At 73.2% G+C, this 22,215-nt stretch carries 20 protein-coding genes; 6 read left to right on the forward strand and 14 right to left on the reverse strand.

Going from position 1 to position 22,215, the window contains the following annotated elements; translation table 11 throughout:
• The first annotated feature begins 141 nt into the window (after positions 1-141).
• On the forward strand, positions 142-3,399 hold the full coding sequence (locus EIY87_RS31645; RefSeq protein WP_125313445.1) for a S8 family serine peptidase: 3,258 nt from the start codon (positions 142-144) through the stop codon (positions 3,397-3,399).
• On the opposite strand, the gene EIY87_RS31650 is transcribed toward EIY87_RS31645, so the two are convergent.
• The 4 genes from EIY87_RS31650 to EIY87_RS31670 all read right to left on the reverse strand — a co-directional run bounded on the left by EIY87_RS31650 (position 3,371) and on the right by EIY87_RS31670 (position 5,835).
• Positions 3,371-3,931 carry a hypothetical protein gene (locus tag EIY87_RS31650; RefSeq protein WP_125313446.1) on the reverse strand — a complete coding sequence of 187 codons (561 nt, stop codon included), beginning with the start codon at positions 3,929-3,931 and terminating at the stop codon, positions 3,371-3,373. The genes EIY87_RS31645 and EIY87_RS31650 overlap by 29 nt on opposite strands.
• 182 nt (positions 3,932-4,113) lie before the next feature.
• A complete protein-coding gene (locus EIY87_RS31660; RefSeq protein ID WP_225440142.1) occupies positions 4,114-4,626 on the reverse strand; it encodes a hypothetical protein in 513 nt (170 codons plus the stop codon).
• 19 nt (positions 4,627-4,645) lie between these two features.
• Positions 4,646-5,161, reverse strand: a complete 516-nt coding sequence (locus EIY87_RS31665; protein ID WP_125313448.1) for a hypothetical protein — start codon at positions 5,159-5,161, stop codon at positions 4,646-4,648.
• Positions 5,158-5,835: a hypothetical protein gene (locus EIY87_RS31670; protein ID WP_125313449.1), complete on the reverse strand. Its 678-nt coding sequence runs from the start codon at positions 5,833-5,835 to the stop codon at positions 5,158-5,160. The genes EIY87_RS31665 and EIY87_RS31670 overlap by 4 nt, the downstream gene beginning before the upstream one ends.
• A gap of 138 nt (positions 5,836-5,973) precedes the next feature.
• On the opposite strand from EIY87_RS31670, the gene EIY87_RS31675 reads away from it, so the two are divergent.
• The gene (locus tag EIY87_RS31675) at positions 5,974-6,441 is read left to right on the forward strand and encodes a MauE/DoxX family redox-associated membrane protein (RefSeq protein ID WP_125313450.1); all 468 of its coding nucleotides are present in this window, start codon (positions 5,974-5,976) and stop codon (positions 6,439-6,441) included.
• A gap of 4 nt (positions 6,442-6,445) precedes the next feature.
• Here the strand turns inward: EIY87_RS31675 and EIY87_RS31680 are convergent, their stop codons facing one another.
• Genes EIY87_RS31680 through EIY87_RS31690 form a run of 3 tightly spaced genes read right to left on the reverse strand, consistent with a single transcriptional unit; the run spans position 6,446 to position 8,456 of the window.
• Entirely contained in the window at positions 6,446-6,679 is a 234-nt protein-coding gene (locus EIY87_RS31680; protein ID WP_125313451.1) for a helix-turn-helix transcriptional regulator, read from the reverse strand.
• A 2-nt stretch (positions 6,680-6,681) separates the two neighbouring features.
• A complete protein-coding gene (locus EIY87_RS31685) occupies positions 6,682-7,533 on the reverse strand; it encodes an ABC transporter permease (protein ID WP_125313452.1) in 852 nt (283 codons plus the stop codon).
• Complete coding sequence (locus tag EIY87_RS31690; protein ID WP_125313453.1) at positions 7,530-8,456, reverse strand: ABC transporter ATP-binding protein; 927 nt, start codon at positions 8,454-8,456, stop codon at positions 7,530-7,532. The genes EIY87_RS31685 and EIY87_RS31690 overlap by 4 nt, the downstream gene beginning before the upstream one ends.
• A gap of 455 nt (positions 8,457-8,911) precedes the next feature.
• Between EIY87_RS31690 and EIY87_RS31695 the strand changes: the two genes are divergently transcribed.
• The 4 genes from EIY87_RS31695 to EIY87_RS31710 are packed head-to-tail and all read left to right on the forward strand — an operon-like array spanning position 8,912 to position 12,375.
• Complete coding sequence (locus EIY87_RS31695) at positions 8,912-9,187, forward strand: DUF6191 domain-containing protein (protein ID WP_225440143.1); 276 nt, start codon at positions 8,912-8,914, stop codon at positions 9,185-9,187.
• 4 nt (positions 9,188-9,191) lie between these two features.
• Positions 9,192-10,268: a precorrin-3B synthase gene (locus tag EIY87_RS31700; protein ID WP_125313455.1), complete on the forward strand. Its 1,077-nt coding sequence runs from the start codon at positions 9,192-9,194 to the stop codon at positions 10,266-10,268.
• Complete coding sequence (locus EIY87_RS31705; RefSeq protein ID WP_125313456.1) at positions 10,265-10,888, forward strand: precorrin-8X methylmutase; 624 nt, start codon at positions 10,265-10,267, stop codon at positions 10,886-10,888. The genes EIY87_RS31700 and EIY87_RS31705 overlap by 4 nt, the downstream gene beginning before the upstream one ends.
• Positions 10,885-12,375: a precorrin-2 C(20)-methyltransferase gene (locus tag EIY87_RS31710; RefSeq protein ID WP_125313457.1), complete on the forward strand. Its 1,491-nt coding sequence runs from the start codon at positions 10,885-10,887 to the stop codon at positions 12,373-12,375. Before EIY87_RS31705 ends, EIY87_RS31710 begins: the two co-directional genes overlap by 4 nt.
• 160 nt (positions 12,376-12,535) lie before the next feature.
• Here EIY87_RS31710 and EIY87_RS31715 read toward each other — a convergent pair whose 3' ends face one another.
• From EIY87_RS31715 to cbiE, 7 genes are all read right to left on the reverse strand, one after another.
• Positions 12,536-14,509 carry a S53 family peptidase gene (locus tag EIY87_RS31715; RefSeq protein WP_125313458.1) on the reverse strand — a complete coding sequence of 658 codons (1,974 nt, stop codon included), beginning with the start codon at positions 14,507-14,509 and terminating at the stop codon, positions 12,536-12,538.
• Between the two features lie 171 nt (positions 14,510-14,680).
• Positions 14,681-17,770, reverse strand: coding sequence for an arabinosyltransferase domain-containing protein (locus tag EIY87_RS31720; protein WP_125313459.1), 3,090 nt, complete (start codon positions 17,768-17,770; stop codon positions 14,681-14,683).
• Positions 17,771-17,788: 18 nt separating this feature from the next.
• The gene (bluB, locus tag EIY87_RS31725; protein WP_125313460.1) at positions 17,789-18,448 is read right to left on the reverse strand and encodes a 5,6-dimethylbenzimidazole synthase; all 660 of its coding nucleotides are present in this window, start codon (positions 18,446-18,448) and stop codon (positions 17,789-17,791) included.
• Entirely contained in the window at positions 18,445-19,164 is a 720-nt protein-coding gene (locus tag EIY87_RS31730) for a cobalt-precorrin-6A reductase (protein ID WP_125313649.1), read from the reverse strand. Before EIY87_RS31730 ends, bluB begins: the two co-directional genes overlap by 4 nt.
• On the reverse strand, positions 19,161-20,177 hold the full coding sequence (locus EIY87_RS31735; protein WP_125313461.1) for a Gfo/Idh/MocA family protein: 1,017 nt from the start codon (positions 20,175-20,177) through the stop codon (positions 19,161-19,163). The genes EIY87_RS31730 and EIY87_RS31735 overlap by 4 nt, the downstream gene beginning before the upstream one ends.
• On the reverse strand, positions 20,174-20,935 hold the full coding sequence (gene cobM, locus EIY87_RS31740) for a precorrin-4 C(11)-methyltransferase (protein ID WP_125313462.1): 762 nt from the start codon (positions 20,933-20,935) through the stop codon (positions 20,174-20,176). Before cobM ends, EIY87_RS31735 begins: the two co-directional genes overlap by 4 nt.
• Before the next feature lie 103 nt (positions 20,936-21,038).
• Complete coding sequence (gene cbiE, locus EIY87_RS31745) at positions 21,039-22,190, reverse strand: precorrin-6y C5,15-methyltransferase (decarboxylating) subunit CbiE (RefSeq protein ID WP_191984321.1); 1,152 nt, start codon at positions 22,188-22,190, stop codon at positions 21,039-21,041.
• Positions 22,191-22,215 lie beyond the last annotated feature (25 nt).

Below are 22,215 nucleotides of genomic sequence, written 5' to 3' on the forward strand. Positions count from 1 at the left end.
CGGGTGATTGACACCACATCCCCGCGTCGTAAAGTGCGGAGGCCGGTCGCTCTCGCATTCCACGCCTGCCGCGGGAATGGGGTCATGGGGGCTCGCAGCGCGACCGGAGGCAATTCCGATCTCTATTCGGGGAGGCTCCTCGTGCGTCGGAAACAAATTGCGGTCGCGATCGCCGTGGTGGCCGGACTGGCGGTCCCCGTTCCGGCGGTGGCGAGCCAGGCCCCCCGAGCGGACGGTCAGTCGGTCACGCTCATCACCGGCGACCGCGTGCGCGTGCTGCCCGGTGCTCGCGGACCGGCCGCGGTCGTCGTCGAGCCCGGACCGGGCCGCGGCGGGATCGGCTTCCTGCGCGAGACGAGCACCGGCGGCCGCCCGGGTGACGTCACCGTGGTGCCCGCGGACGCGCTGCCGCTGCTGGCCGCCGGGCGGCTCGACCCGCGCCTGTTCGACGTCTCCGAGCTGCTGCGCCGGCACCTGGCCGACCCCGAACCCGGCCTGCCGCTGATCATGACCTACGCCGCCGGGGCCCGGCCCGCCGCGGTGGCCGCCACGAGCGTCCGGGACCTGCCCAGCGTGCGAGGGGCGGCGCTGCGCCAGGACCGGCGGCGCGGCACGGAGTTCTGGACGTGGCTCACCGCGTCGCCGGGCACGCTGCCGGCCGGGATCGGCAAGGTGTGGCTCGACGGCCTGGCCACCCCGGCGCTCGACGTCAGCGTGCCGCGGATCGGCGCCCCGGCCGCCTGGCAGGCCGGCTACACCGGCAGCGGGGTCACCGTCGGGCTGCTCGACACCGGCGTCAAGGCCGACCACCCGGACCTGGCCGGAAAGGTCGTGGCCGCCAAGGACTTCACCGGGACCCGGCCGGACGCGAGCGACGACCTCGGGCACGGCACGCACGTCGCGGGCATCATCGCCGGCACCGGCGCCGCCTCCGGGGGCCGCTACCGCGGCGTGGCCCCGGACGCGAAGCTGATCAGCGGCAAGGTCTGCGTCGTCTACGGCTGCCCGGAGTCGGCGGTGATCGCCGGGATGGAGTGGCTCGCGCCGCAGGTGCCGGTGGTCAACCTCAGCCTCGGCGGCGACGCGACCGACGGCACGGATCCGTTGTCCCAGGCGGTGAACGCGCTCACCGCGCGGTACGGCACCCTCTTCGTCGCTCCCGCCGGGAACGACCGGACGCTCGACCTGCCCGAACCCCTGCCGGTCGTGGCGCCCGCGGCGGCGGACGCGGCGCTGGCGGTCGGCAGCGTGTCCGCCGCCGACGTCACCAGCCCGTTCTCCAACCGCGGGCCGCGCCTCGGCGACTACGCGGTCAAGCCCGACCTGTCCGCGCCCGGCGAGGGCATCGTCTCGGCGCGGGCCCCGGGCACCCGCGACGGGGACGCCGCGCCGGTCGACGCCGACTACGCCCGGCTGTCTGGCACGTCGATGGCGGCGCCGCACGTCGCCGGCGTGGCCGCGCTGCTGCGGCAGCAGCACCCGGACTGGACCGCCGCCCGGCTCAAGCCCACGCTGACCAGCACCGCGCAGCCCACCGGAGACGTCCCCGGGCAGGGCGCGGGCCGGGTGGACGCCGCCCGCGCGGTCACCCAGCGGGTCACCGCCACCACCGGGAGCCTCAGCTACGGCTTCTTCGCCTGGCCGCACACCACGCCGTCGACGAAGACCGTGACCTACCGCAACGACGGCGACGCACCCGTCACCCTCACGCTCACCAGCTCCGACGCGCTCGTCACGCCGTCCGCCGCCACTGTCGTCGTCCCCGCGCACGGCACCGCCGACGTCGGCGTCACGCTCCGGCCGACGGCGGCGGCGACCGGCCCGCACAGCGGCAGGCTGAGCGCGACGGCACCGGGGATCGCCGTGCAGACCGCGTTCGGCGCGTCCCTCGAGCGGGAGAGCTACGACGTCACGGTCCGGCTGACCGGCCGGGACGGCGGGCCCGGCGCGGGCATCGCCAAGCTCGTCAGCACCACGACCGGGGAAGCGTTCGGCGTCCGGCCGATCGGGGCCGACGGCGTGGCCGTGGTCCGGGTGCCCAAGGGCAGCTACGACCTCAACGCGTTCGCCGTGGCGGGCCAGGCGGTCACGCTGCTGTCGAAGCCCGGCGTCGCGATCACCGGGACCACGTCGTTCACGCTGGACGCCCGCACGGGCAAGCCGGTGCGCGCGGTCGTCGACCACGCGGACGCGCACCTGCAGTCGGGCGAACTCGGCCTGGTGTCGGGGAACCCGGCCGGTGACCGCACCAGCACCCTCGCCTGGCTCGTCCAGCCGGGCAACGAGCTGTTCGCGGCCGGCTCCGGCGCCCGCGTCACCGACCACACCTACGCGACGTACTTCCGGGCCACGCTCGCCGCCCGCGAGCCGGGCGCCGACCCGGCCGGGTACGTCTACCAGCTGGCGCTGCTCGAACGCGGCCGCGTGCCCGCCGACCCGGTGTTCCGGGTGCGGGACAAGGACCTCGCCGTGGTCGACGCCCGCTACCGCACCCAGGGCGGCGTGACGGACGGCCTGCGCGTCGACTACGCGTCCTTCGGCTTCCCGGGCGCGGACAGCGGCGCGTACCAGATCCTGCCGCACACGCTGCCGAGCCGGCGGACCGAGTACTACACGCCGGGACCGTCGGTGAGCTGGCAGCACATCCTCGCGGTGTACCCGCCGACGCTGACCGACTCGGAAAACCAGTTCTCCTACCGCACCTACCGGCCCGGCCCCCAGCGCGCCGACTGGAACAGCGGCCCGGTCGGGCCCGCGTTCGGCGCGCCGCGCGACGGCTGGGGTGTCCTGCGCGCCGGCGACCAGCTGACCTACGCGATCCCGATCGTCTCGGGCAGCGACCCGGAGCAGTACAGCGCGCCGCCGGTCGGCCTGACCGGCACGGCGACGCTGTCGCGCGACGGCGTCGAGCTGGGCAGCACGGCCGATCCGGCCTTCGGGGCCTTCACCGTGCCCGGCGGCGGGGGCGCGCTCACCCTGCGGTCGGTCGCCACGCGCAGCGTGCCGTGGTCGCTGCTCGGCACCCACGTCGACGTGGCTTGGACGTTCCGCGACACCGGCCCGGCCGTCCCGCCGCCGCTGCTGGTGGTCCGGGCCCAGGGCGCGCTCGACGACGACAGCCGCGCCCCGGCGGGCCGGCCGTTCCTGCTCTCCCTGACCGCGCAGCGGCAGCCGGGCGCGGGCGCGTTCCGCCTCGCGGACCTGCGCGTGGAGACGTCCGCGGATGACGGCGTGACCTGGGCGGACGCGCACGCCGTCCGGATCGGCGACGGCGGCCTGGCGGTGGTGCGCAACCCGGCGGGCGACAGCTTCGTCTCGCTGCGCATCACCGCCCGCGACACCGACGGGAACAGCGTCACCCAGACCGTGCTCAGGGCGTACCGGACGTCAGCGGGATGACGACGGCGAGCGGGACGGCGAAGGCGGCGGTGGTGAGCAGCCGGAGGATCCGGCCGTGGGCCAGCCACTCGCCGTCCCAGCCGCCTTCGGTGTCGTAGCGCGTGTTCGCCGTGGTCATCAGCGCGCGGCCGAGCCCGAACCCGGCGCCCGCGGCCAGCGCGGCGGGCAGTGGCGCGGTGAGCGCCACGTCGATCGCGGCGACGTACGGCAGCCCGCTGGGCAGGTAGGTGCGGACGCCGGTGCCCATCTCGAACCCGAACTGCAGCGGGCCGAGGTGCCGGCCCAGCCGGAAGACGGTGTCGGGCACCAGCCGGCGGTTCTCCGGCAGCCGGAACGACCACACGCCGGCCTCGCGCAGCAGCACGGCCACGAGCGCCGCGGCCACCACGCCCCAGCGGACGGCGACCGGCAACGGCGCGCGCAGCAGCGATCCCGCGACCACGAGCACCAGTGCGGTGAGGGCGCCCCCGCAGACGAGTCCCGCGCAGAACGCCAGTGTCGGTGTGCCCCGCCAGACCGGCGAGCTCAGCACGGCGGCCGAGTTCCGGCTTCAAACGGAACCGCTGGTGGCGAAGCCCGCGGCCGCGCACAGGACGAGCCACGCGCTCGGCAGCAGCCAGCCCGGCGGCGCGAGCACGGCCACACCCAGCGCGGCGGCCACCAGCCCGGCGGCGATCGTCAGCGGGTGCCAGCGGCGGCGGGGGAGCGCCGCGGTCAGAGCTCGGCCCGGCAGATCGTCAGGTACGTCTGCCCGGTGCTGCCGTCGCCCCAGAACGTCGAAAACCCGTCCGAGCAGCGGTAGACCTTCTTGTCCGGGGTCGTCCACCGCCACGCGTTCTTGGCGATCGTCTGGCCGCAGGTGTTGGACAGCGGCTGGTGGTCGACCTGGACGCCGTTCTCGTTCCACGTCCCGTACTTGTGCCAGCCCGCTTCGCAGTAGGTGCTGCCGCGCCAGTAGCCGCCGAAGCAGGCGGCGTAGGTGTTGACGTAGGCGCCGCTGGTGTCGGGCAGCTCGGGGTAACCGGTGGCGTAGGCGTCGTGGCAGTCGTTGCGGTCCCAGCCCTGCATGCCGTTCGGGCCGATCTCCGCGTTCGCGCGCCGCAGGCGGGACAGGCCGGACCAGTCGAGCGCGGTCGCGCCGATGGTCAGCACGCCGAGCGCGACCGCCCGCAGGAACGTCCGGCGGCCGGTGGTCCCCGGCAGCTTCGTCCCCGCGCGCGTGGGCACGGCGTCCGGTGCCGCTCGGTCAAGATCCGGAATCTGCGACGGCTCGAGTGCCACCGACATCCCCTCCCGCCTTCGGGCCGGCCCAGCCGGCCAGGGTGGTGTCCACGTCGGCGGCGCGGACCGGGAGCCGCAGCCGCCGGACGCGGCCGGTGCCGTCGGTCAGCATCAGCACCGGCGGCGCGAGGTGCGAGACCGAACGCCACGCTTCGGCGTCCGAGACCACCGGCAGCCCACGGGCCAGGTCCTCCCACACGGACGCCGGTTCGTGCGTGAGCAGCGTCGTCCCGGCGGCCAGCTCGGCCAGCCGGTCGACGACGGTCAGGCAGAGCGGGCAGCCGGAGTCGACGGCCGCCACGACCCGGCCGGCGAACCGCGGCCCGAGGTCGACGTCCGGCGGCGCGGCCACGAAGCCGTCGGACGTCCGGGTGACGATCCCGCGCAGCAGCCGCACTTCCCGCAGCACCGCCGCGAGGCCGAAGAAGAGCACGGCGATGGCCGCCCAGGTGATCAGCAGGACCGCGGTCGACGTCGTCATCGGCGCTGCCACGCGACGTCGATTTCGTCGAGCCAGTCGAGCCGCTCGCGTTCGGTCGTCGCGGCCGTGTCGGCGAGGTGGACCTCGGCCACGCCCGCCGGGCAGCCCAGCACGAACGACCGGGTGTTCGTCTTCCAGACCTCGCCGTGCTTCGTGCGCGCGCCCGCGTGCGCCGGGAGCAGCGCGGCGGCCTCGCGCGGGGCGGGGATGGACAGCGAGCCGTGGTCGCGGACCACGACGACCAGGTGCTCGCCCGCCGGGTCGAGCAGCGTCGCCGGCCGGGGCGTGACGACCATGCCGTCGACCCGGTCTTCGATGCGCAGGGAGCCGAACAGGCCGAGCACGCGGTCGCGGTGCGGCGCTGGGCCGGCGTACACGGTCATCAGCTCGTGGTACTCGCCGAGCAGGGTGGCCACGGACGACTGCCCGTCGGCTGCCTCGGCCACGACGACCTCGCGGCCGTGCACGAGCAGGCGCTCGCGGGTGCGGGCCGGCGCGACGCGGGTGCAGGCGAAGTCGTGGTAGCCGCGGGACCCGATCTGGAAGCCCGTGCCGTACGAACCGCCGACGAAGCGGATGCCGGCGACCACGTGCGAAACCGGAGCCCGCGCGGAAAGGCCGACCGTCACGCGGCCGCCGCCCGGCGCCGTGAACCGCAGTGCCTGACTCCCCATCGGACCTCCGCTTCGGCGGTATTCCGTCTCGCGAGACTAACCGACGATTTCGGCCGCGGTCACGATTGTTCGGCCAACGGGAGGTGCGAATACCGCCGAACGGGGACGGCAATTCGGGCAGCGAATACCGTGGGGCTGGTGAGCATTTCCTGGGCGGCGGTGCTGACCGTTTTGTCCGCGGCCGGCGCGATTCTTCTGTTCGCGGCCGGCGCCGGGCACGCGGTGCGCCGTCGCGAACACCGCGCGGTGGTCCGGGCGCACCGCCTGCTGCCCCCGGTGGTCGCCCCGCTGACGACGGGCGCGGAGGTGCTGGTCGGCACCTCCGCGCTGCTGCTCCTGCTCGCGGCCCCGGCGGCCGCCGCACCCGCCCTGCTCGCGCAGGCCGTGCTCTACGCCGCCTTCGCCGGGTACGCGGGCGTGCTGCGCGTGCGACGGCCCGGCGTGCCGTGCGGCTGCTTCGGCGCCGAGGCGGTGTCGTGGGCCGTGGTGGCGAGAGCGGCCGTGCTCGCCGCCGGCAGCCTCGGCTGCGCGGCCCTCGGCGCGGCGGGCCCGCTGTGCGTGGCGGCGGGCGCGGTCGTCGCGATGGCCGCCTACTTGTTCCGCTGACGCCTCACGCGGAGCGTTCTCCCAGCCGGGGGAACGGCTTCGTGGAGAACAGGACCTCCACCGGGACCTCGAAGAACTCCGCGATCCGCAGCGCCAGGTACAGGCTCGGGCTGTATTCGCCGCGTTCCAGGTAGCCGATCGTCTGGTAGTGCACGCCGAGTGCCTCCGCGAGCTGGCGCCGCGAGATCGACCGCTCGGCGCGCAGCATCGCGATCCGGTTGTAGACGACCTCACTCATCATTACCCCACACGCTGCATGGCCTTCTCCCGCCGTTCGGCCACCGACGAACCCGCTTCGCGCCGCGCCATGCGGCGGAGCAGGACCGGGGCCAGTGCCAATCCGATCACGGCCCACGCGAGGAGCACGGCGAGGGTCGGCACCGGCCGCCACGACTGGCCGATCTCGACGACGACCGCGGTGTCCGGCAGCAGCGCCGAGCGCATGCCGAGGCCCAGCCAGTACATCGGGAACACCTGCGCGATGCCCTGCACCCAGCTCGGCAGCGCGGTGACCGGGTAGAAGATCCCCGAGATCGCGCCGAGGCCCATGATCGGCAGCGTGATCAGCGCGATCGAGCGCGGGCTGTTCGTGAGCGACCCCAGTGCGGCCCCGAGCGGCAGGGTCGCGACCAGCCCGAGCGCGAGCACCCACACCAGGTGCGCGTACGACCAGACGCCGTCGGGCGCCAGCGAGTCGAACAGGAACAGGCAGGGGATGAGCACCAGCAGGATCGAGGTGACCTGCGCCAGCGCCACCGCCGCCGTCTTCCCGACCAGGTAGCCGAGCATGCCGTTCGGCGTCGCTTTCGCGCGCAGCAGCGTGCCGTCCTCGCGGTCGATGGCGAGGTAGCCCGCCGTGCTGTTCAGGCCGTTGAACACGATCCCGGCGCCGAGCACGCCGGGCACGGTGGCCGCGCCGAGCGAGAACCCGGTGCCGGGCAGGGTGGCGTTGCGCATGAAGAACAGCGCGCCGAGGAAGAGCGCGACGAAGACCAGCTGGCCGACGACGTCGTCCCGGTTGGTCCAGGTCTGCTTGAACTCGATCCAGCCGCGCGCCAGGCCGGCACGCACCGCGGCGGTCCTGGCGTTCATCGCGCACCCGCTTCCTGGAGGCCGAGCTCCGTTTCGCCACCGGTCTCGGCGCGGTGGACCAGCGTCATGTAGGTGTCCTCCAGCGACGCCCGCCGGACCTCGAGGTCCGCGACCGCTTCGCCGTGCTGCTTGAACAGGTCGTACACGTACTTCGTCGCTTCGGTCGTCGAGTGCACGAAGCGCTGGTCGCCGACGCTCCACCGCACCTCGGCCTCGCCGGAGATCCGCCGGCTCAGCTCATCGGCCGACCCGTCGGCGATGATCCGGCCGCCGTTGAGGATGAGGATCCGGTCGGCCAGCTTCTCGGCCTCGTCGAGGTCGTGCGTGGTGAGCAGGATCGTGGTGTCGAGCTCGTCGGAGAGCCGGTGCACCAGGTCGTGGAACTCGCGGCGCGCCTCGGGGTCGAACCCCGCGGTCGGCTCGTCGAGGAACAGCAGCTCGGGCCGCCCGACGATGCCGATCGCGACGTCGAGCCGCCGCCGCTGCCCACCGGAGAGCTGCTTGAGCTTCTTGTGCGCGTGCTCGGTCAGCCCGACCGCGCCGATCAGCTCGTCGACGTCCCACGGCCGCGGCAGCTCGGGCGTCGAGTAGGGCGCATAGTACCGGCCGAGGTGCGCGAGCAGCTCGCGCACGCGCCACTTCCCGTGGTCGCGCCAGGACTGGAGCACGACCCCCAGCCGCGCCCGCCAGTCCTCCCCGCCGTGCGCCGGGTCGGTGCCCAGCACACTGACCTCGCCCGCCGACCGCATCCGGAAGCCTTCGAGGATCTCGATCGTGGTCGTCTTGCCGGCGCCGTTGGGCCCGAGCAGGCACACGACCTCACCGCGGTGGGCCTCGAACTCGACCCCGTGGAGCACGTCGTTGGTGCCGTAGCGCATCCGTAGCCCGCGCACGTGGACCACCGGGTCCGCTGGATCTCTCATCGCGCGTCACCCCCATCTGACTGATGCGATCGAATGTAGCACACCTACTACATTCGATCAGAGTCCTGCTTCGGGTGCGGGCTGGGCGATGCCATGAAAGGGTCGTTCATGTCGTCTGGCGAGGTGAACGACTCGTTCATGACATCGCGGCCGGTCGGCGCTCTGTCGTATCCGGCCGGCTGGCCGGCGTGGGCGGTGACTGATGTGGCTGCTGGGCCTGGTGTTCTGGTTCCGGCGCGGCTCCGGCGGCGCGCCCGGCCTCCGCGGCGGCCCGGCCCGGGTCTTGAATGAGTCATTCAGGACCTCCGAAGACCTGAATGAGTCATTCAAGACGCCACCCGGGCCGTGGTCGCCGGACGCTGAAAACTTTCTCCCGCGGCCGGGAACTTGACCGGCGGTCACCCGGTTCGCCGGGCATGGGAACTTGGCTGGGGCTCGCGCTCCCGGGTGGCGTCGTGATCCTGCTGGTCATGGCCGCGATCGAACTGCGGCCGCGCAAGGACGGCTCGCGCTTCAAAGCCCGGCTGTCTGCGACGTACATCGAAGAGACGACCGCCTTCCTCTACGGCACCAAGCGGCGTGAGCTGGAACACCGGGAAACCATGTCGATGCTCGTCGAGCAGGACGGCGAAGGGGCGCCTCCCTGGCGTGACGTGGACTTGGACGCCGGGATCGCCCGGATCCGGCCCCGTTCGGACCCGCCGGAGCCGGAAAACGGCCAGCTACAGTGACCCCATGCCGACCCCAGCACGTGTGCGAGCCGACGCGTGCCCTGGTGTTTCCGCACCGCACGACGCCGCCGACGGGCCACTCGCGCGGGTGCGGCTGCCCGGCGGCACGATTTCCGCGGCACGGCTGCGGGCGCTGGCCGACGCCGCCGAGGCGTGCGGTGACGGCGACCTCCACCTCACCTCGCGCGGCAACGTCCAGCTGCGCGGCGTCACCCGGCCCGGGCTCGCCGAGCGCCTGACCGACGCCGGCCTCTTGCCCTCGCCGTCGCACGAGCGGGTCCGGAACGTCCTCGCGTCGCCGCTGAGCGGGCTTCGCGGCGGGCTCGCCGACGTCCGGGGCCTGGCCGAGTCGCTCGACCTCGCGCTGTGTGCGGCACCGGAGCTGGCCGAGTTGCCCGGGCGGTTCCTCTTCGCCTTCGACGACGGCCGCGGCGACGTCGCCGGGGAAGGCGCCGACGTCTGCTGGCGCGCGACCGGTCCGGACGAGGGCACGCTGCTGCTCGCGGGCGGCGACACCGGGCGGCGGGTGGCCCGCGCCGATGCCGTCGCCGCCTTGATCGACGTCGCGCTCGAGTTCGGCCGGGTGCGCGGGGCCGCGTGGCGCGTCGCCGAACTCGACGACCCGGCGTGGCGGGGGACTCCCGTGCCCTTCGCGGACACCGAAGCCGTGGCCGGGGTGTTCACGCGGGACGACGGCGGTCTCGCGGCGGGTGTCGTGCCGCGGTTCGGGCAGCTTTCGGCCGCGCAGGCGCGGGCGCTGGCCGGGTTCGGGACGGCGCTGGTCACGCCGTGGAAGTCCGTGGTGCTGCCGGACGCGCCCGCGGACGTCTTCGAGCGGCTGGGTTTCGGCGCGGAGGCCTTGGGCACCACCGCCTGCATCGGCCGCCCCGGCTGCGCGAAGTCGCGTGCCGACGTGCGTGCCGACGCGGTGTTCCGGCCGGGCCTGCGCGCGCACTTTTCGGGCTGCGAACGGCGGTGCGGCAAGCCGTCGGGGTCCCACGTGGACGTGGTCGCCGAAGCGGACGGATATCGGGTCGACGGTCGTTGGGTGCCGCTCGACGAGGTGAAGGGAATGCTGTGATCGACTACCTGCGGGACGGTGCCGAGATCTACCGGCACTCGTTCGCCACGATCCGCGAAGAGGCGGACCTGGCGATCCTGCCCGACGACGTGGCCGGGCTGGCGGTCCGGATGATCCACGCCTGCGGCATGGTCGATCTGGTCGACGACCTGCGCTACACCCTCGACGTCGTCGAGTCGGGCCGGGCCGCGCTGGAAGCCGGCGCGCCGGTCCTGTGCGACGCGCAGATGATCGCCAGCGGCGTCACGCGCCGTCGCCTGCCCGCGGCCAACGAAGTGCTCTGCACGCTGTCGGATCCCAGCGTGCCTTCGCTGGCGGAGCGGATGGGCACCACGCGCTCGGCGGCGGCCCTGGAACTGTGGCGCGACAAGCTGCCCGGCTCGGTCGTGGCGATCGGCAACGCGCCGACGGCGTTGTTCCGCCTGCTGGAGATCCTCGACGAAGGCGTGGGGGCCCCCGCGGCGATCATCGGCGTGCCGGTGGGCTTCGTCGGCGCCGTGGAGTCCAAAGTGGAGCTCGCGAAGCGCGCCCCGGCCCCGTACCTGGTGGTGCACGGGCGGCGCGGCGGCAGCGCGATGGCCGTCGCGGCGATCAACGCACTGGCGAGCGCCGAAGAATGAGCCTGGGCAAGCTGTACGGCGTCGGGCTCGGCCCCGGCGACCCGGAACTGATGACGGTCAAGGCGGCGCGGCTCATCTCGGAAGCGTCGGTGATCGCGTACCACAGCGCACGGCACGGCCGCAGCATCGCGCGGTCGGTCGCCGAGCCGTACCTGCGCGAGGGGCAGATCGAGGAGAAGCTCGTCTACCCGGTCACGACGGAGACGACCGACCACCCCGGCGGTTACGAGGGCGCGATCGCGGACTTCTACGAGCTGAGCGCGAAACGGCTCGCCGAGCACCTCGACGCAGGCCGCGACGTCGTCCTCCTCTGCGAGGGCGACCCGTTCTTCTACGGCTCGTACATGTACATGCACGAACGGCTTTCCGGCCGGTTCGAAGCGATCGTCGTGCCCGGCGTGACGTCGGTGAGCGCGGCGTCCTCGGTGCTCGGCCGCCCGCTGGTGCAGCGCGACGAGGTCCTGACGGTGCTCCCGGGCACCCTCCCGGCCCCGGAACTGGCCCGCCGCCTGGCGGACACCGACGCGGCGGCCGTGCTGAAGCTGGGCCGGACGTTCGGCTCGGTGCGCGAGGCGTTCGCGGAGGCGGGCAAGCTCGACGACGCCGTGTTCGTCGAGCGCGCGACGTGGGGACAGCAGCGGATCGAGCCCCTCGCTGACGTCGATCCCGCTTCCGTGCCGTACTTTTCCTTGGCGCTGCTGCCTTCGCCCGCCTATGCCTCGCGCCAATCGCCCGCTCCGGCTCCGGCTCCGGCCGCGTCCGGCGGCGAGGTCGTGGTGGTCGGACTGGGGCCCGCGGGGCCGGAGTGGCTGACCCCGGAGGCCGCTGCCGAGCTGGCCGAGGTCGAGCACATCGTCGGCTACGGCCCGTATGTCGCCCGGGTACCGCAGAAAGCCGGGCAGCAGCGGCACGCGTCGGGCAACCGGGTCGAAGCCGACCGCGCCCGCGAGGCTCTGTCCCTTGCCGCCGCCGGTGCCCGGGTGGCGGTCGTTTCCTCGGGCGACCCGGGGGTGTTCGCGATGGCGTCGGCGGTCCTGGAGCAGGTGGCCGCGGGCCACGGCACCGGGGTGAAGGTCCGCATCGTCCCGGGCGTGACGGCGGCCCAGGCGGCGGCGTCCCGGGTGGGCGCGCCGCTGGGACACGACTACTGCGTGCTTTCGCTGTCGGATCGCTTGAAGCCGTGGGAGATCATCGAGAAGCGGCTGGACGCGGCGGGCGCGGCGGACCTGGTGCTGGCGCTGTACAACCCGGCGTCGCGCACCCGGACGACACAGCTGTCCGATGCCCGTGACGTCCTCCTCCGCCACCGCGCCCCGGCGACACCGGTGGTGGTCGCGCGGGACGTCGGCGGCCCGGAGGAGGACATCCGGATCACGACGCTCGGGGACCTCGATCCGTCCACAGTGGACATGCGCTGCCTGCTGATCGTGGGGTCCAGCCGCACCCGGGCGGAAGCCGGTGTCGTCTGGACCCCACGCAGCTACTAGTGTCGCGCGTCGCGAGTCGTTTCACGGCCGGGCCGAGCGCCCCAATGTGGCGTTCGGTGCGTCCAGCGCACCCAATGTGGCGTTCGGTGCGTTGGACGCAACCAACGCCACATTGGGGTGCATTGCCGGGGCGCTGTCACCGAACCTCGGACGCACGACACTAGCCGAGCCCGGTCAGGAACGCGGCTCCGTTCGGGGTGCCGATGCCCGTGACGTCGTCGTAGCCGTCGCGGACGTGGATCGTCAGCACGGCGTCGGCGTCCAGCGAACGCAGGCTCGCCGCCGAGTACCCGGCCGAGGCGTCCACCGAGTTGTTGTAGTTCACCCGGGCGACCGCCATCGGCGACGGCGGCTGCTTGACGTCGTGGAACGCCGAGCTGCCCGCTTTCCCGTACAGCAGCGGGTTGGCGAAGCCGAACGTGCGGCCCGCCCGCTGCTGCGCCAGCGCGACGAACGCGGCGAACAGCGGAGACGCCAGGCTCGTGCCGCCGATGCGGTACTCGCTGTACTTCGCCGTGCCGTCCGGGAACGCCTGCGTCTGCCCGACCAGGAAACCGGTGTTCGGGTCGGCCAGCGCGGCCACGTCCGGCACCGCGCGCATCGGCTGCGGGCGCGCGCCGTTCGCCGTCGCGATCGCGTTCGGCACCACCCCGGCCTGGTACGCGGGCTGGGCGAACAGCCGGCTCGTCCCGCCGCCGGCACCGCCGAAGAACTCACCCGGCGGCGCCGGCACCCAGGCGCCGTTCGTCAGCGTCGACCGCCCGGTCTCCCAGCCGGTCTCGAAGAGGTACTCGCCGTTCTTGCCGACGCCGAGCGACGTCCCGCCGACCGCGGTCACCCACGGGCTCACCGCGGGCCAGTCCGGCGTCGCGTTCGGGAAGTTCGCGGCGACGCCGTCGGTCTCGTCGGCGTTGTCCCCGCTGGAGAAGTAGACGCCGATCCCGGTCGCCGCCGCCTCGATGAGCGTGTCGTTGAACGGCTTGACGTAGCCGGTCGGCAGCAGCTCGGTCGAGAACCCGTAGGAGTTCGTGACGATCGAGGCCAGGTGCTGGTCGACGACGTGGTTCATGGCCGCGTCGAGGTCCTGGTAGTTGTTCGGCGAACCGACGTAGACGATGTTCGCCCCCGGCGCGATGCTGTGCACCGCTTCGACGTCGAGGGTTTCCTCGCCGTACCAGCCCTGCGGGTCCTGCTTCGGGTTCTGCGGGCGGTTGTACACGCCCGGCGGCACCACCTGGCTGAACTGGTTGCCGGACAGCTGCGGCAAGCCGTGCAGGCGGGAGTAGCTGTTGACGTCGGAGAGGATCGTCGGCGAAGCGTAGGCGTCGATGATCGCCACGGTCTGTCCGCTGCCGTTGGTGCCGGAGGCGATGGCCTGCTGGACGCCGTACGCGCTCTGCAGCTGCGCCGGCGTGTACCCGCACGGCGCCCACGGGTTCGGGTGCCCGTAGGCGTCCGGCACCTTGACGCCGTCCGGGGTGAGCGTGGTCGCGGTGGTCTTCTCGCCGTAGTAGGCCGAGCACGGCGGCGCGTTGACGAAGGCGGGCGACGGCGTCGCGGCCGGACCCGCGGACGGCTGCAGCAGCGCGAACGACTCGTCGAGCCCGACGACCGCGCCGACGCTCGACGGGAGGCCGGCGGGCAGCGAGAGGTCCTGCTCGGGCGCGCGGAGCGTCTTGCCGGCGACCTTGTACTCGCCGAAGCTCGTGCCGAACGCGGCCGCGGCCTGCGCGACCGTGCCCTCGGCCTGCACGTACCGGCGGTTGCCCGGGGTGTAGCCGACGTCGAAGCCGGCCTTGCGCAGCCACTGCTGCACCGCGCTCACGTCGTTCTGCGACGGCGCGAACCGCTGCCGGAACTGCGCGGCCGTCAGGAACCGGCCGTACCCGGCGGAGCCCGGCGTCGAGACGCTGCTCGCCGTGGCGGCCGCGTCGCCGCTCCAGCCGAGGTAAACGCGGAACGCGACATTGTCCGCCGCATTCGCCGCCCCGGTCCGCGCGGACGATTTCGCCCAGGCCGGGGTGCTGCCCGGCAACGGCGTCCGCTCGCTCGCCGTGGCGGCGCCGGTCAGGAGACCTGCGGTGGTCAGTGCTGTTGCGGCCAGTGCGACCAGCCGGATCACGGGTCTGCGCATCACTGAAAAGTAGTTCCGGGAATGGGAACCGACGAGTTTCGTGATCGAGTCGATGCCGGTAATGGATATCTCGGGCGTCGCCTTTTCCGCCCTATTGTTTCGCGCCACTGAGGGTAGAGCGACGGCTGGTACGCGCACCCGGTCGGCGGTACCGGAGGTCCGCCGACCGGCTCAGCGCGTCGGGTCCTTGCCGTTCGGCTGCCGCGGCCCCGGACCCGGCGACCACCAGCCCGGCACCGTCTTCTCGCCGTGCACCAACGTCGGCGCGATGCCTTCGGTGAACGGCTCGATCTGCAGCAGCTGGCCCCACGACTGGCTCGGCTGCCCGATCAGGTAGCTCGGGACCTCGGGCTCCTCGGCCAGTTCCTCCAGCCACCCGATCGGCCCGCCGTTCGTCGACGACGCCCAGTTCGCTTCGTCCGCCAGGCCGCCTGCCGTGATGCGGTAGGCCGGGACCTGGGAGATGCCGTCGTGGGACGTCACCGGCTGGACGCACGGGTACACGAACGACGCGGGCCAGTCCACGTACACCGGCTTCGAGCCGATGCGGTCGGTCAGCGTCGTGAAGGTCGGCACGCGCGGGGCCGACGCCGCGATCCAGCCGTCCTCGGTGAGGTCGTTGTCGACGATGTTGATGCGGACCGCGTTCGTCTCCGGCGGGAGGTCGCGCAGGTTGATGCGGGTGTCGTTCCAGCCGCCGGTGCCCGCGCCCGGCGGCAGCATGAACTGGCTGCGCAGGACCTTGACACCGTCGGGGGTGTTGACGCCGTAGTCGAGGCTGACCGACGTCGGGCGGCGGGCCGCGCCCGCGGTCGCCACCACGACCTGGCCGTCGGCCGGCTTCTCCGTCAGCGCGTACCAGTCGCTGCGCAGCCGTCCGGCGCGGGTTTCCGGGTCGAGGAAGCTCGACCACATCGGCACCTTGTCCGGGGTGAACCCGTGCGGCGGCTCGGCCAGCGGGTCCTTGTCGTCGACCGGGCGGGTGTGGAAGCCGGTCTGGACGCGGCCGTTGTCCTGGTCCGGGTTCGGCAGCGGCGAGTTCTCCTGCGGCTTCTCCGCGACGGTCCGCTGCTCGGACTGCGTGTGCAGGATGCTCGTCGCCGCGTCGCGCTCGACCATCACGTGGTCGGAAAGGTTGCAGCTCTTGCCGAACAGGTGCCCGACGTTCGCCGCGCCCAGGCTGTAGCTGCCGGCCTGGTTGTGGATCGCCCACGCCATCGTGACGAACTCGCCCGCCGCCACCAGGCCGCAGACCACCACCAGCGACAGCGACCCGAGCCGCAGCGCGCGCAGCCGGCCCTCCTGCACCGGCGCGGGCGCGCCCGGCCGGTGTGCGCGGACGTTCTCGACGAACGCGTACACCCCGGCGATCGCCGCCGCCACCAGCAGGATCGTCGACAGCGGGATGCCGCCGATCGACGGTGCCACGTTCGTCCACTGGACGCCGAGGCGCGAGACGAACCAGTAAGTGTTCGGCCCGGTCGCGGCCAGCGCGGCGACGACCAGCAGCCCGGCCAGGAACGCCGCGCGGTTGCGTTTCGACCGCAGCACCGTCGAGCTGGTCGCGAGCGCGGTCAGCGCCGCCATCGACGCGCCGACCGCGGCGAACGCGCCGAAGTGGTGCGTCCACTTCGTCGGCGTCAGTGCCAGCAGCAGGAAGAACAACGCCGTCGTGCCGATCAGGCGGCGCGCCGGGCCGAGCGACGCGCCCTGGATCCGGCCGCGGCGCAGCAGCATCACCAGGCAGGTGGCCGTGCACAGCACCACCAGCAGCACCGGGAAGCGGCGCGGCGCCGAGCCGTCGGGCAGGCTCTCGAACAGCAGCTGGTAGCGCGCGAGCTCCTGGAACCACGACAGGTTCGGGCCCACCTGGGTGCGGATCCGGGTGGCCTCCTGCACGGTCGCGAACGTCTGGTCGGCGAACACCACGACCAGCACGAGCAGCCCGGCCGCGGCGACCGGAGCCAGCACCGGCAGCCAGCCGCTCTCGGTCGCGCGCTGGCGCACCAGCTTGAACAGCGGCCGCGCGGCGACCAGGAACGGCGCCACCGCGATCAGCCCGGTCGGCGTCGCGGCCAGGGTGAACCCGGCCGCGGTCAGGCCGAGGCACAGCGGCAGCAGCCGCCGCGTCACCAGCGTGCGCTCGACCGCGCAGATCGCCAGCAGCGAGCCGAGCGCGGCCACCGGTTCCGGCCGGACGCCGTTGTTGTAGGGCATCCACCAGATCAGGAACACCGTCGCGGCCGCCCAGCTGGCCGGGCGGCTGGTGCGGATCTGGGTGCCCAGGCGCGGCATCACCTCGCGGCTGATCAGCAGCCAGCTGAGCACCCCGAGCAGGAACGACGGCAGGCGGATCCACGGCGGCACCGTGCTGACGTGCGTCATCAGCTCGAAGACGTGGTAGAACCAGCCGAACGGCGCCTCGGCGACGCCGAACCAGCGGTGGTAGTTCGTCAGGTAACCGGTCGCTTCGGTGACCCGGGCCATGGTCAGGATGTAACCGTCGTCCGAAGTCACCGGCCCGATGAAGACCCACGCGCCGAGCGCGGCGATCACCGTGGCGTCGCGCAGCGTCAGCCGCCACCAGCCGACCGGCGCCCAGCGCGGGGCGCGGCGCGCGAAGCCGGAGTCGCGCCGCCAGACCGCGATCATGCAGCCGATCAGCGACAGCACGGCGACCACGCCGACGACGATCTTCAGCGCGGTCGGCGACGTCTGGTAGCGGGTGTCCGGCACGACCGAGACGTGCAGGCCGGCGATCGGGTCCTTGCTCGAGTTGATCGAGGAGTAGATGCCGACGACCCGCGGGCGGACGTCGCCTTCGGCGTGGAAGATCGGCGTCCCGGCCACGGCCAGGGTCATCTGCGTCGCGTCGACGTCCAGCTCGACGTCGCACTTCTCGGCGGGCAGCGGCTGCTGCGCGATCTGCTGGCCCTGGCTGGAGGCGAACAGCACGCCGTTGTCCACGCGCAGCTGCAGGCCGACGCCCTTGCCGGCGTTCGGGTCGGTGCGCCCGTCCGGCACGGTGGCGAAGAGCAGGCCCGGGCCGTTCGTGCGCGCGTCGACCGAGCGGATCGCCGCGCACGGCAGTTCGGCGCGCAGGTCTTGCGCCCAGTACCCGGTCAAGGGCGCGTTGACGGAGCGGGTGTCGCTGCCGGTGGGCCAGACGACCTCCGCCGTGTCCTGCACCACCGGCAGGAAGGGGAAAGCCAGCGCGCACAAGGCCGAGAGCAACCCCAGCGCTACGGCAATCAGACGCATCGGCGCAACGCTAACGGGTCAGTGGTCGGCGGCTGACGCAGCCCCCGGATCACGCGGGGTGAACCGCCCGTGGTGGACCGCCTCGGTCAGGGGACGGCGGTCGCGCCAGCCGTGGCGTTCCAGGTCCGGCACGGTCTCGAGCCGGCTCACCGGGCCGACGCAGAGCCACGCGACCGGGCGGACGCCGTCCGGGATGCCGAGCAGCTCGCTCAGGAACGGTTCGCGGTAGAAGCTCACCCAGCCGACGCCGAGGCCTTCCGCGGTGGCGGCGAGCCAGAGGTTCTGGATCGCCAGGCACACCGAGTAGAGGCCGGCGTCGGCGATCGCGTGCCGGCCGAGCACGTCGGGCGCGCCGCGGGCGGGGTCGTAGGTGACGACGATGCCGAGGCTCGACTCGAGGATGCCCTCGATCTTGATGTTCGCGAAGGTGCTCGCACGGTCTTCGGCGAGCTGCGCGGCGAACACCTCCCGCTCTTCGTGGACGTGCTTCGCGAACCTCTCGCGCGTCGGGTGGTCGTCGACCAGCACGAAGTCCCAGGGCTGGGTGAGCCCGACGCTGGGCGCGGCGTGCGCGGCTTCGAGGACCCGTGTGAGGGTCGCTTCGGGGATGGGCGCGCCGGTGAACTCGCCGCGGACGTCGCGGCGCTTGCGGAGCACTTCGTAAAACTCTTCGATCATCGGCGCAGGACCCATTCGACGGCTTCGGGGACGGTCGCGGCGGTCTCGGACGCCGGCCGCGGCGGGCGCCGGACGACCACGACGGGCTTCTGCAGCTCGCGGGCCGCGGTCAGCTTCGCGCTGGTCTGGCCGCCGCCGGAGTCCTTGGTGACCAGGACGTCGACGCGGCCGAGCAGCTCGCGCTCGGCGGCCACCTCGTACGGCCCGCGGGCCAGGATCAGCTCGTGGTGGCGCGGCAGTGGCGGCCCGGGCGGGTCGACGCAGCGGATCAGGAACCACAGGTCGTCGAGGTGCGCGAAGGCGGCCAGCCCTTGGCGGCCGCTGGTGAGGAACACGCGTTTTCCCAGCTCGGGGAGCATTTTCGCGGCGTCGGCGAGGTCGTCCGCCCAGTGCCAGACGTCGCCGGGCCCCGGCTGCCAGCCCGGTCGGGCCAGCCGCAGGAGCGGAGTGCCGGTCAGCTCGGCGGCCTTCGCCGCGTTGGCGCCGATGCGCTCGGCGAAGGGGTGCGTGGCGTCGACGACGGCGGCCACGTCGTTCTCGCGGAGCCAGGCCGCGAGTCCTTCGGGACCGCCGAAGCCGCCTACGCGCACTTCGCCGACAGGCAGCCGCGGCCGCGCGACGCGTCCGGCGAGCGAAGAGACGACCCGGACTTCGCGCGCTGTCAGGTCTTCGGCGAGTTTCCGGGCTTCGCCGGTGCCGCCGAGGATGAGGATCACCGGGGCCGCCCGTACCCGACGGCCTCGCGCCACCGGTCGAGGGTCCGCAGGTTGGCGAGGGTTTCCGCCCAGGTCAGTTCGGGCGCCTGCCGGTCGCCGACGTGCGCGGCGACGTGGTCGGCTTCGCGCGCGAAGACCCCTTGGGTCGCTTCGACCTCGATGACCTCGGGCTCGCCGCCGGCCGGGGTCAGGATGATCTGCGACGTGCCCGGCGTCCGCAGCGGGTGGATCCACGCGGGGCGCGGGATGTGGAGGTGCCCGCGCGAGCCGTACACGCGGATGCCGTCCTCGCGGGTCAGGCGGATGCCGCAGGAGATCGTCGCGAGGATGTCGCCGGGCAGCCGCAGCAGGCCGGTCGCGTACTCGTCGACGCCGTCCGCGTTCAGCCGGGCCATCCCGCTGACCTCGGTCGGCTCCACGACGGCCTCGCCGGTCGCGGCCTGGGCGACCAGCCGGGCCAGCGACGTGCAGTAGCAGCCGACGTCGAGGATCCCGCCCCCGCCGAGCGCCGGATCGCCGAGCCGGGCGGTCTCCTCCGGGTTGCTGTCGAAGGAGAACGCGGTGTCGACCGCGCGGACCTCGCCGATGGCCCCGTTCGCGATCAGCTCGGTCAGCCGCCGCGTCTGCGGGTGCAGCCGGTACATGAACCCTTCCATGAGGAAGACGTCGTGCTTCCGCGCGGCGGCGATGACCTCCTCGGCATCGGCCGCGGTGATGGTCAGCGGCTTCTCGCACAGCACGTGCTTGCCCGCTTCGGCGGCGGCGATCGCCCACTCCTTGTGCAGGGCGTGCGGCGTCGAGACGTAGACGGCGTCGACGTCCGGGTCGGCGAGCAGGTCTTCGTAGCTGCCGTACGCCTTCGGGATGCCGAACCGCGCGGCGAACTCCCGCGCGCGGCCGGCGTCGCGCGCGCCGACGGCGGCCAGCGTGCCGTGCCTGCTTTCTTCGACACCCGCGGCGAAGTGCCCGGCGATCGTCCCCGCGGCCAGCAGGCCCCAGCGCAGTTCCGTCACAACGACTCCGGTTGGTCGGCCCGGTCACGGGCACTCGAATAGAGGAAGCTGTCGGGAAAGTTCGTGGCGGCGAGCACCCGCCCGACGAAGATGGTGGCCGCGCGGGTCATCCCGGCTTCGCGGACCAGGCCGGGGAGGTCGCCGAGCACCCCGCGCACGATCGTCTCGCCGGGCTGGCTCGCGAGCGCGACGACGGCGACCGGGCAGTCTTCGCCGTAGTGCGGGATGAGTTCGCCGGTGACCCGCTCGACGTGGTTGATCGCGAGGTGCAACGCGAGCGTCGCCCCAGTAGCGGCGAAGGCGGCGAGGGTTTCACCCGGCGGCATCTTCGTGGAGCGCGCCTGAACGCGGGTGATGACGAGGCTCTGCCCGATTTCGGGCACGGTGAGTTCGCGGTGCAACGCGGCAGCCGACGCGGCGAAGGCAGGCACGCCCGGGACGACCTCGTACGGGACGTTTTCCGCGTCGAGCCGCCGCATTTGTTCGGCGACGGCGCTGTAGAGCGACGGGTCACCCGAGGTCAGCCGGGCGACTTCGCGGCCGTCGCGGTGGGCCTCGACCATGCGGGCGACGATCTGTTCGAGGCTGAGGTTCGCGGTGTCGACGAGTTCGGCGCCGGGCGGGCAGTGGGCGAGGAGGTCGGTGGGGGTCATGCTGCCGGGGTAGAGGCAGATCCCGCACCGGGCGAGGAGATCGCGCCCGCGGACGGTGATGAGATCGGCGGCCCCGGGACCGGCCCCGATGAAGTGCACGGTCATCGGCTGCTCCAGGGGTTGCGGGCCGGCGTGGCGGCCGGGGTCGGGCGGGCGCTGCTCCGCGAGGTGCGTACCGCGGCGGCGGCCGGGCTCGGCTGCGGGCGGGTCATCGGCTGCTCCACTGCGTCACCACACGTGCCGGCGACCAGCCCGTGAAGCCGCCCAGGGGCGCCGCTCGCTCGACCCCGATCCGCACCAGTTCACCTCCGTGTTCCGCATAGGCCCGTGCCAGCACCTGTTCCGCCTCCACCGTCACTCCGTGCGCCACCACCCGTGCTCCGGTGGCCACGCAGGTCTCGAGCACTCCCGGCACCGTCACCCCGCCGCCGATGAACACCGCGTCCGGGGCCGGCAACGCGCTCAGCGCCTCCGGTGCCTCTCCCGTCACCACCTCCAGTTCCGGTACTCCCAGGTCCACCGCGTTGCGGCCGATCCGCTCCGCTCGTTCGGGGTCGCGCTCGATCGCGACCGCGCGGTTCAGCCCGTGCAGCCGCGACCACTCGATGCCGACGCTGCCCGCGCCCGCGCCGACGTCCCACAGCAGCTCGCCGGGGCTCGGCGCGAGCCTCGACAGCGCCGAAACCCGCAGGTCGCGCTTCGTCAGCTGGCCGTCGTGGGCGTACACGTCGTCCGGGATGCCGATCAGGGGCAGCGCCGGACCCGCGCACTCCAGCGCGAACACCGTCAGCGGGCCGGGTTCGCCCGCCCAGCCGTCGGTGATGCGCTCTTCGGGGCCGCCCAGGTTTTCCAGCGCGAACAGCTCGCTCTCGCCATACCCCCGCACGGTGAGGAGGGAGCGCAGTGCCGTCGCGTCGGCACCCAGCACCAGCACCCGCCGCCGCGGGGCCAGCACCCGGGCGACCCGGGCCGACGAGCGGCCGACGATCGTCACCACCTCGGTCTCCTCGGCGGACCAGCCCAGCCGGGCGCGGGCCAGTGTCACCGACGAGAGCGCGGGGAACGCGTCGACCTCGTATCCATGTGCCACGAGAGTAGTGCCGACCCCCGACAAAAACGGATCCCCGCTGGCCAGGACGCAGATCCGCTGTCCTTCGTGCTCCGCGAGGAACGCGTCCAGCCCCGGCAGCAACGGCGACGGCCACGGCTCGCGCGCGACGTCGTCGGGCAAGTACGAGAGCTGCCTCGGCGCGCCCAGCACGACGTCGGCGCCGAGGACCAGGGCTTGCGCCTGTTCGGACAGGCCGGACCACCCGTCGGCCCCGATCCCCACCACCGTCAACCGTGATTTTTCGCGCACGATTTCCCACCCTAAGCGAGCCCGG

This window comes from Amycolatopsis eburnea (genome assembly GCF_003937945.1).
Classification (GTDB): Bacteria; Actinomycetota; Actinomycetes; order Mycobacteriales; family Pseudonocardiaceae; genus Amycolatopsis; species Amycolatopsis eburnea.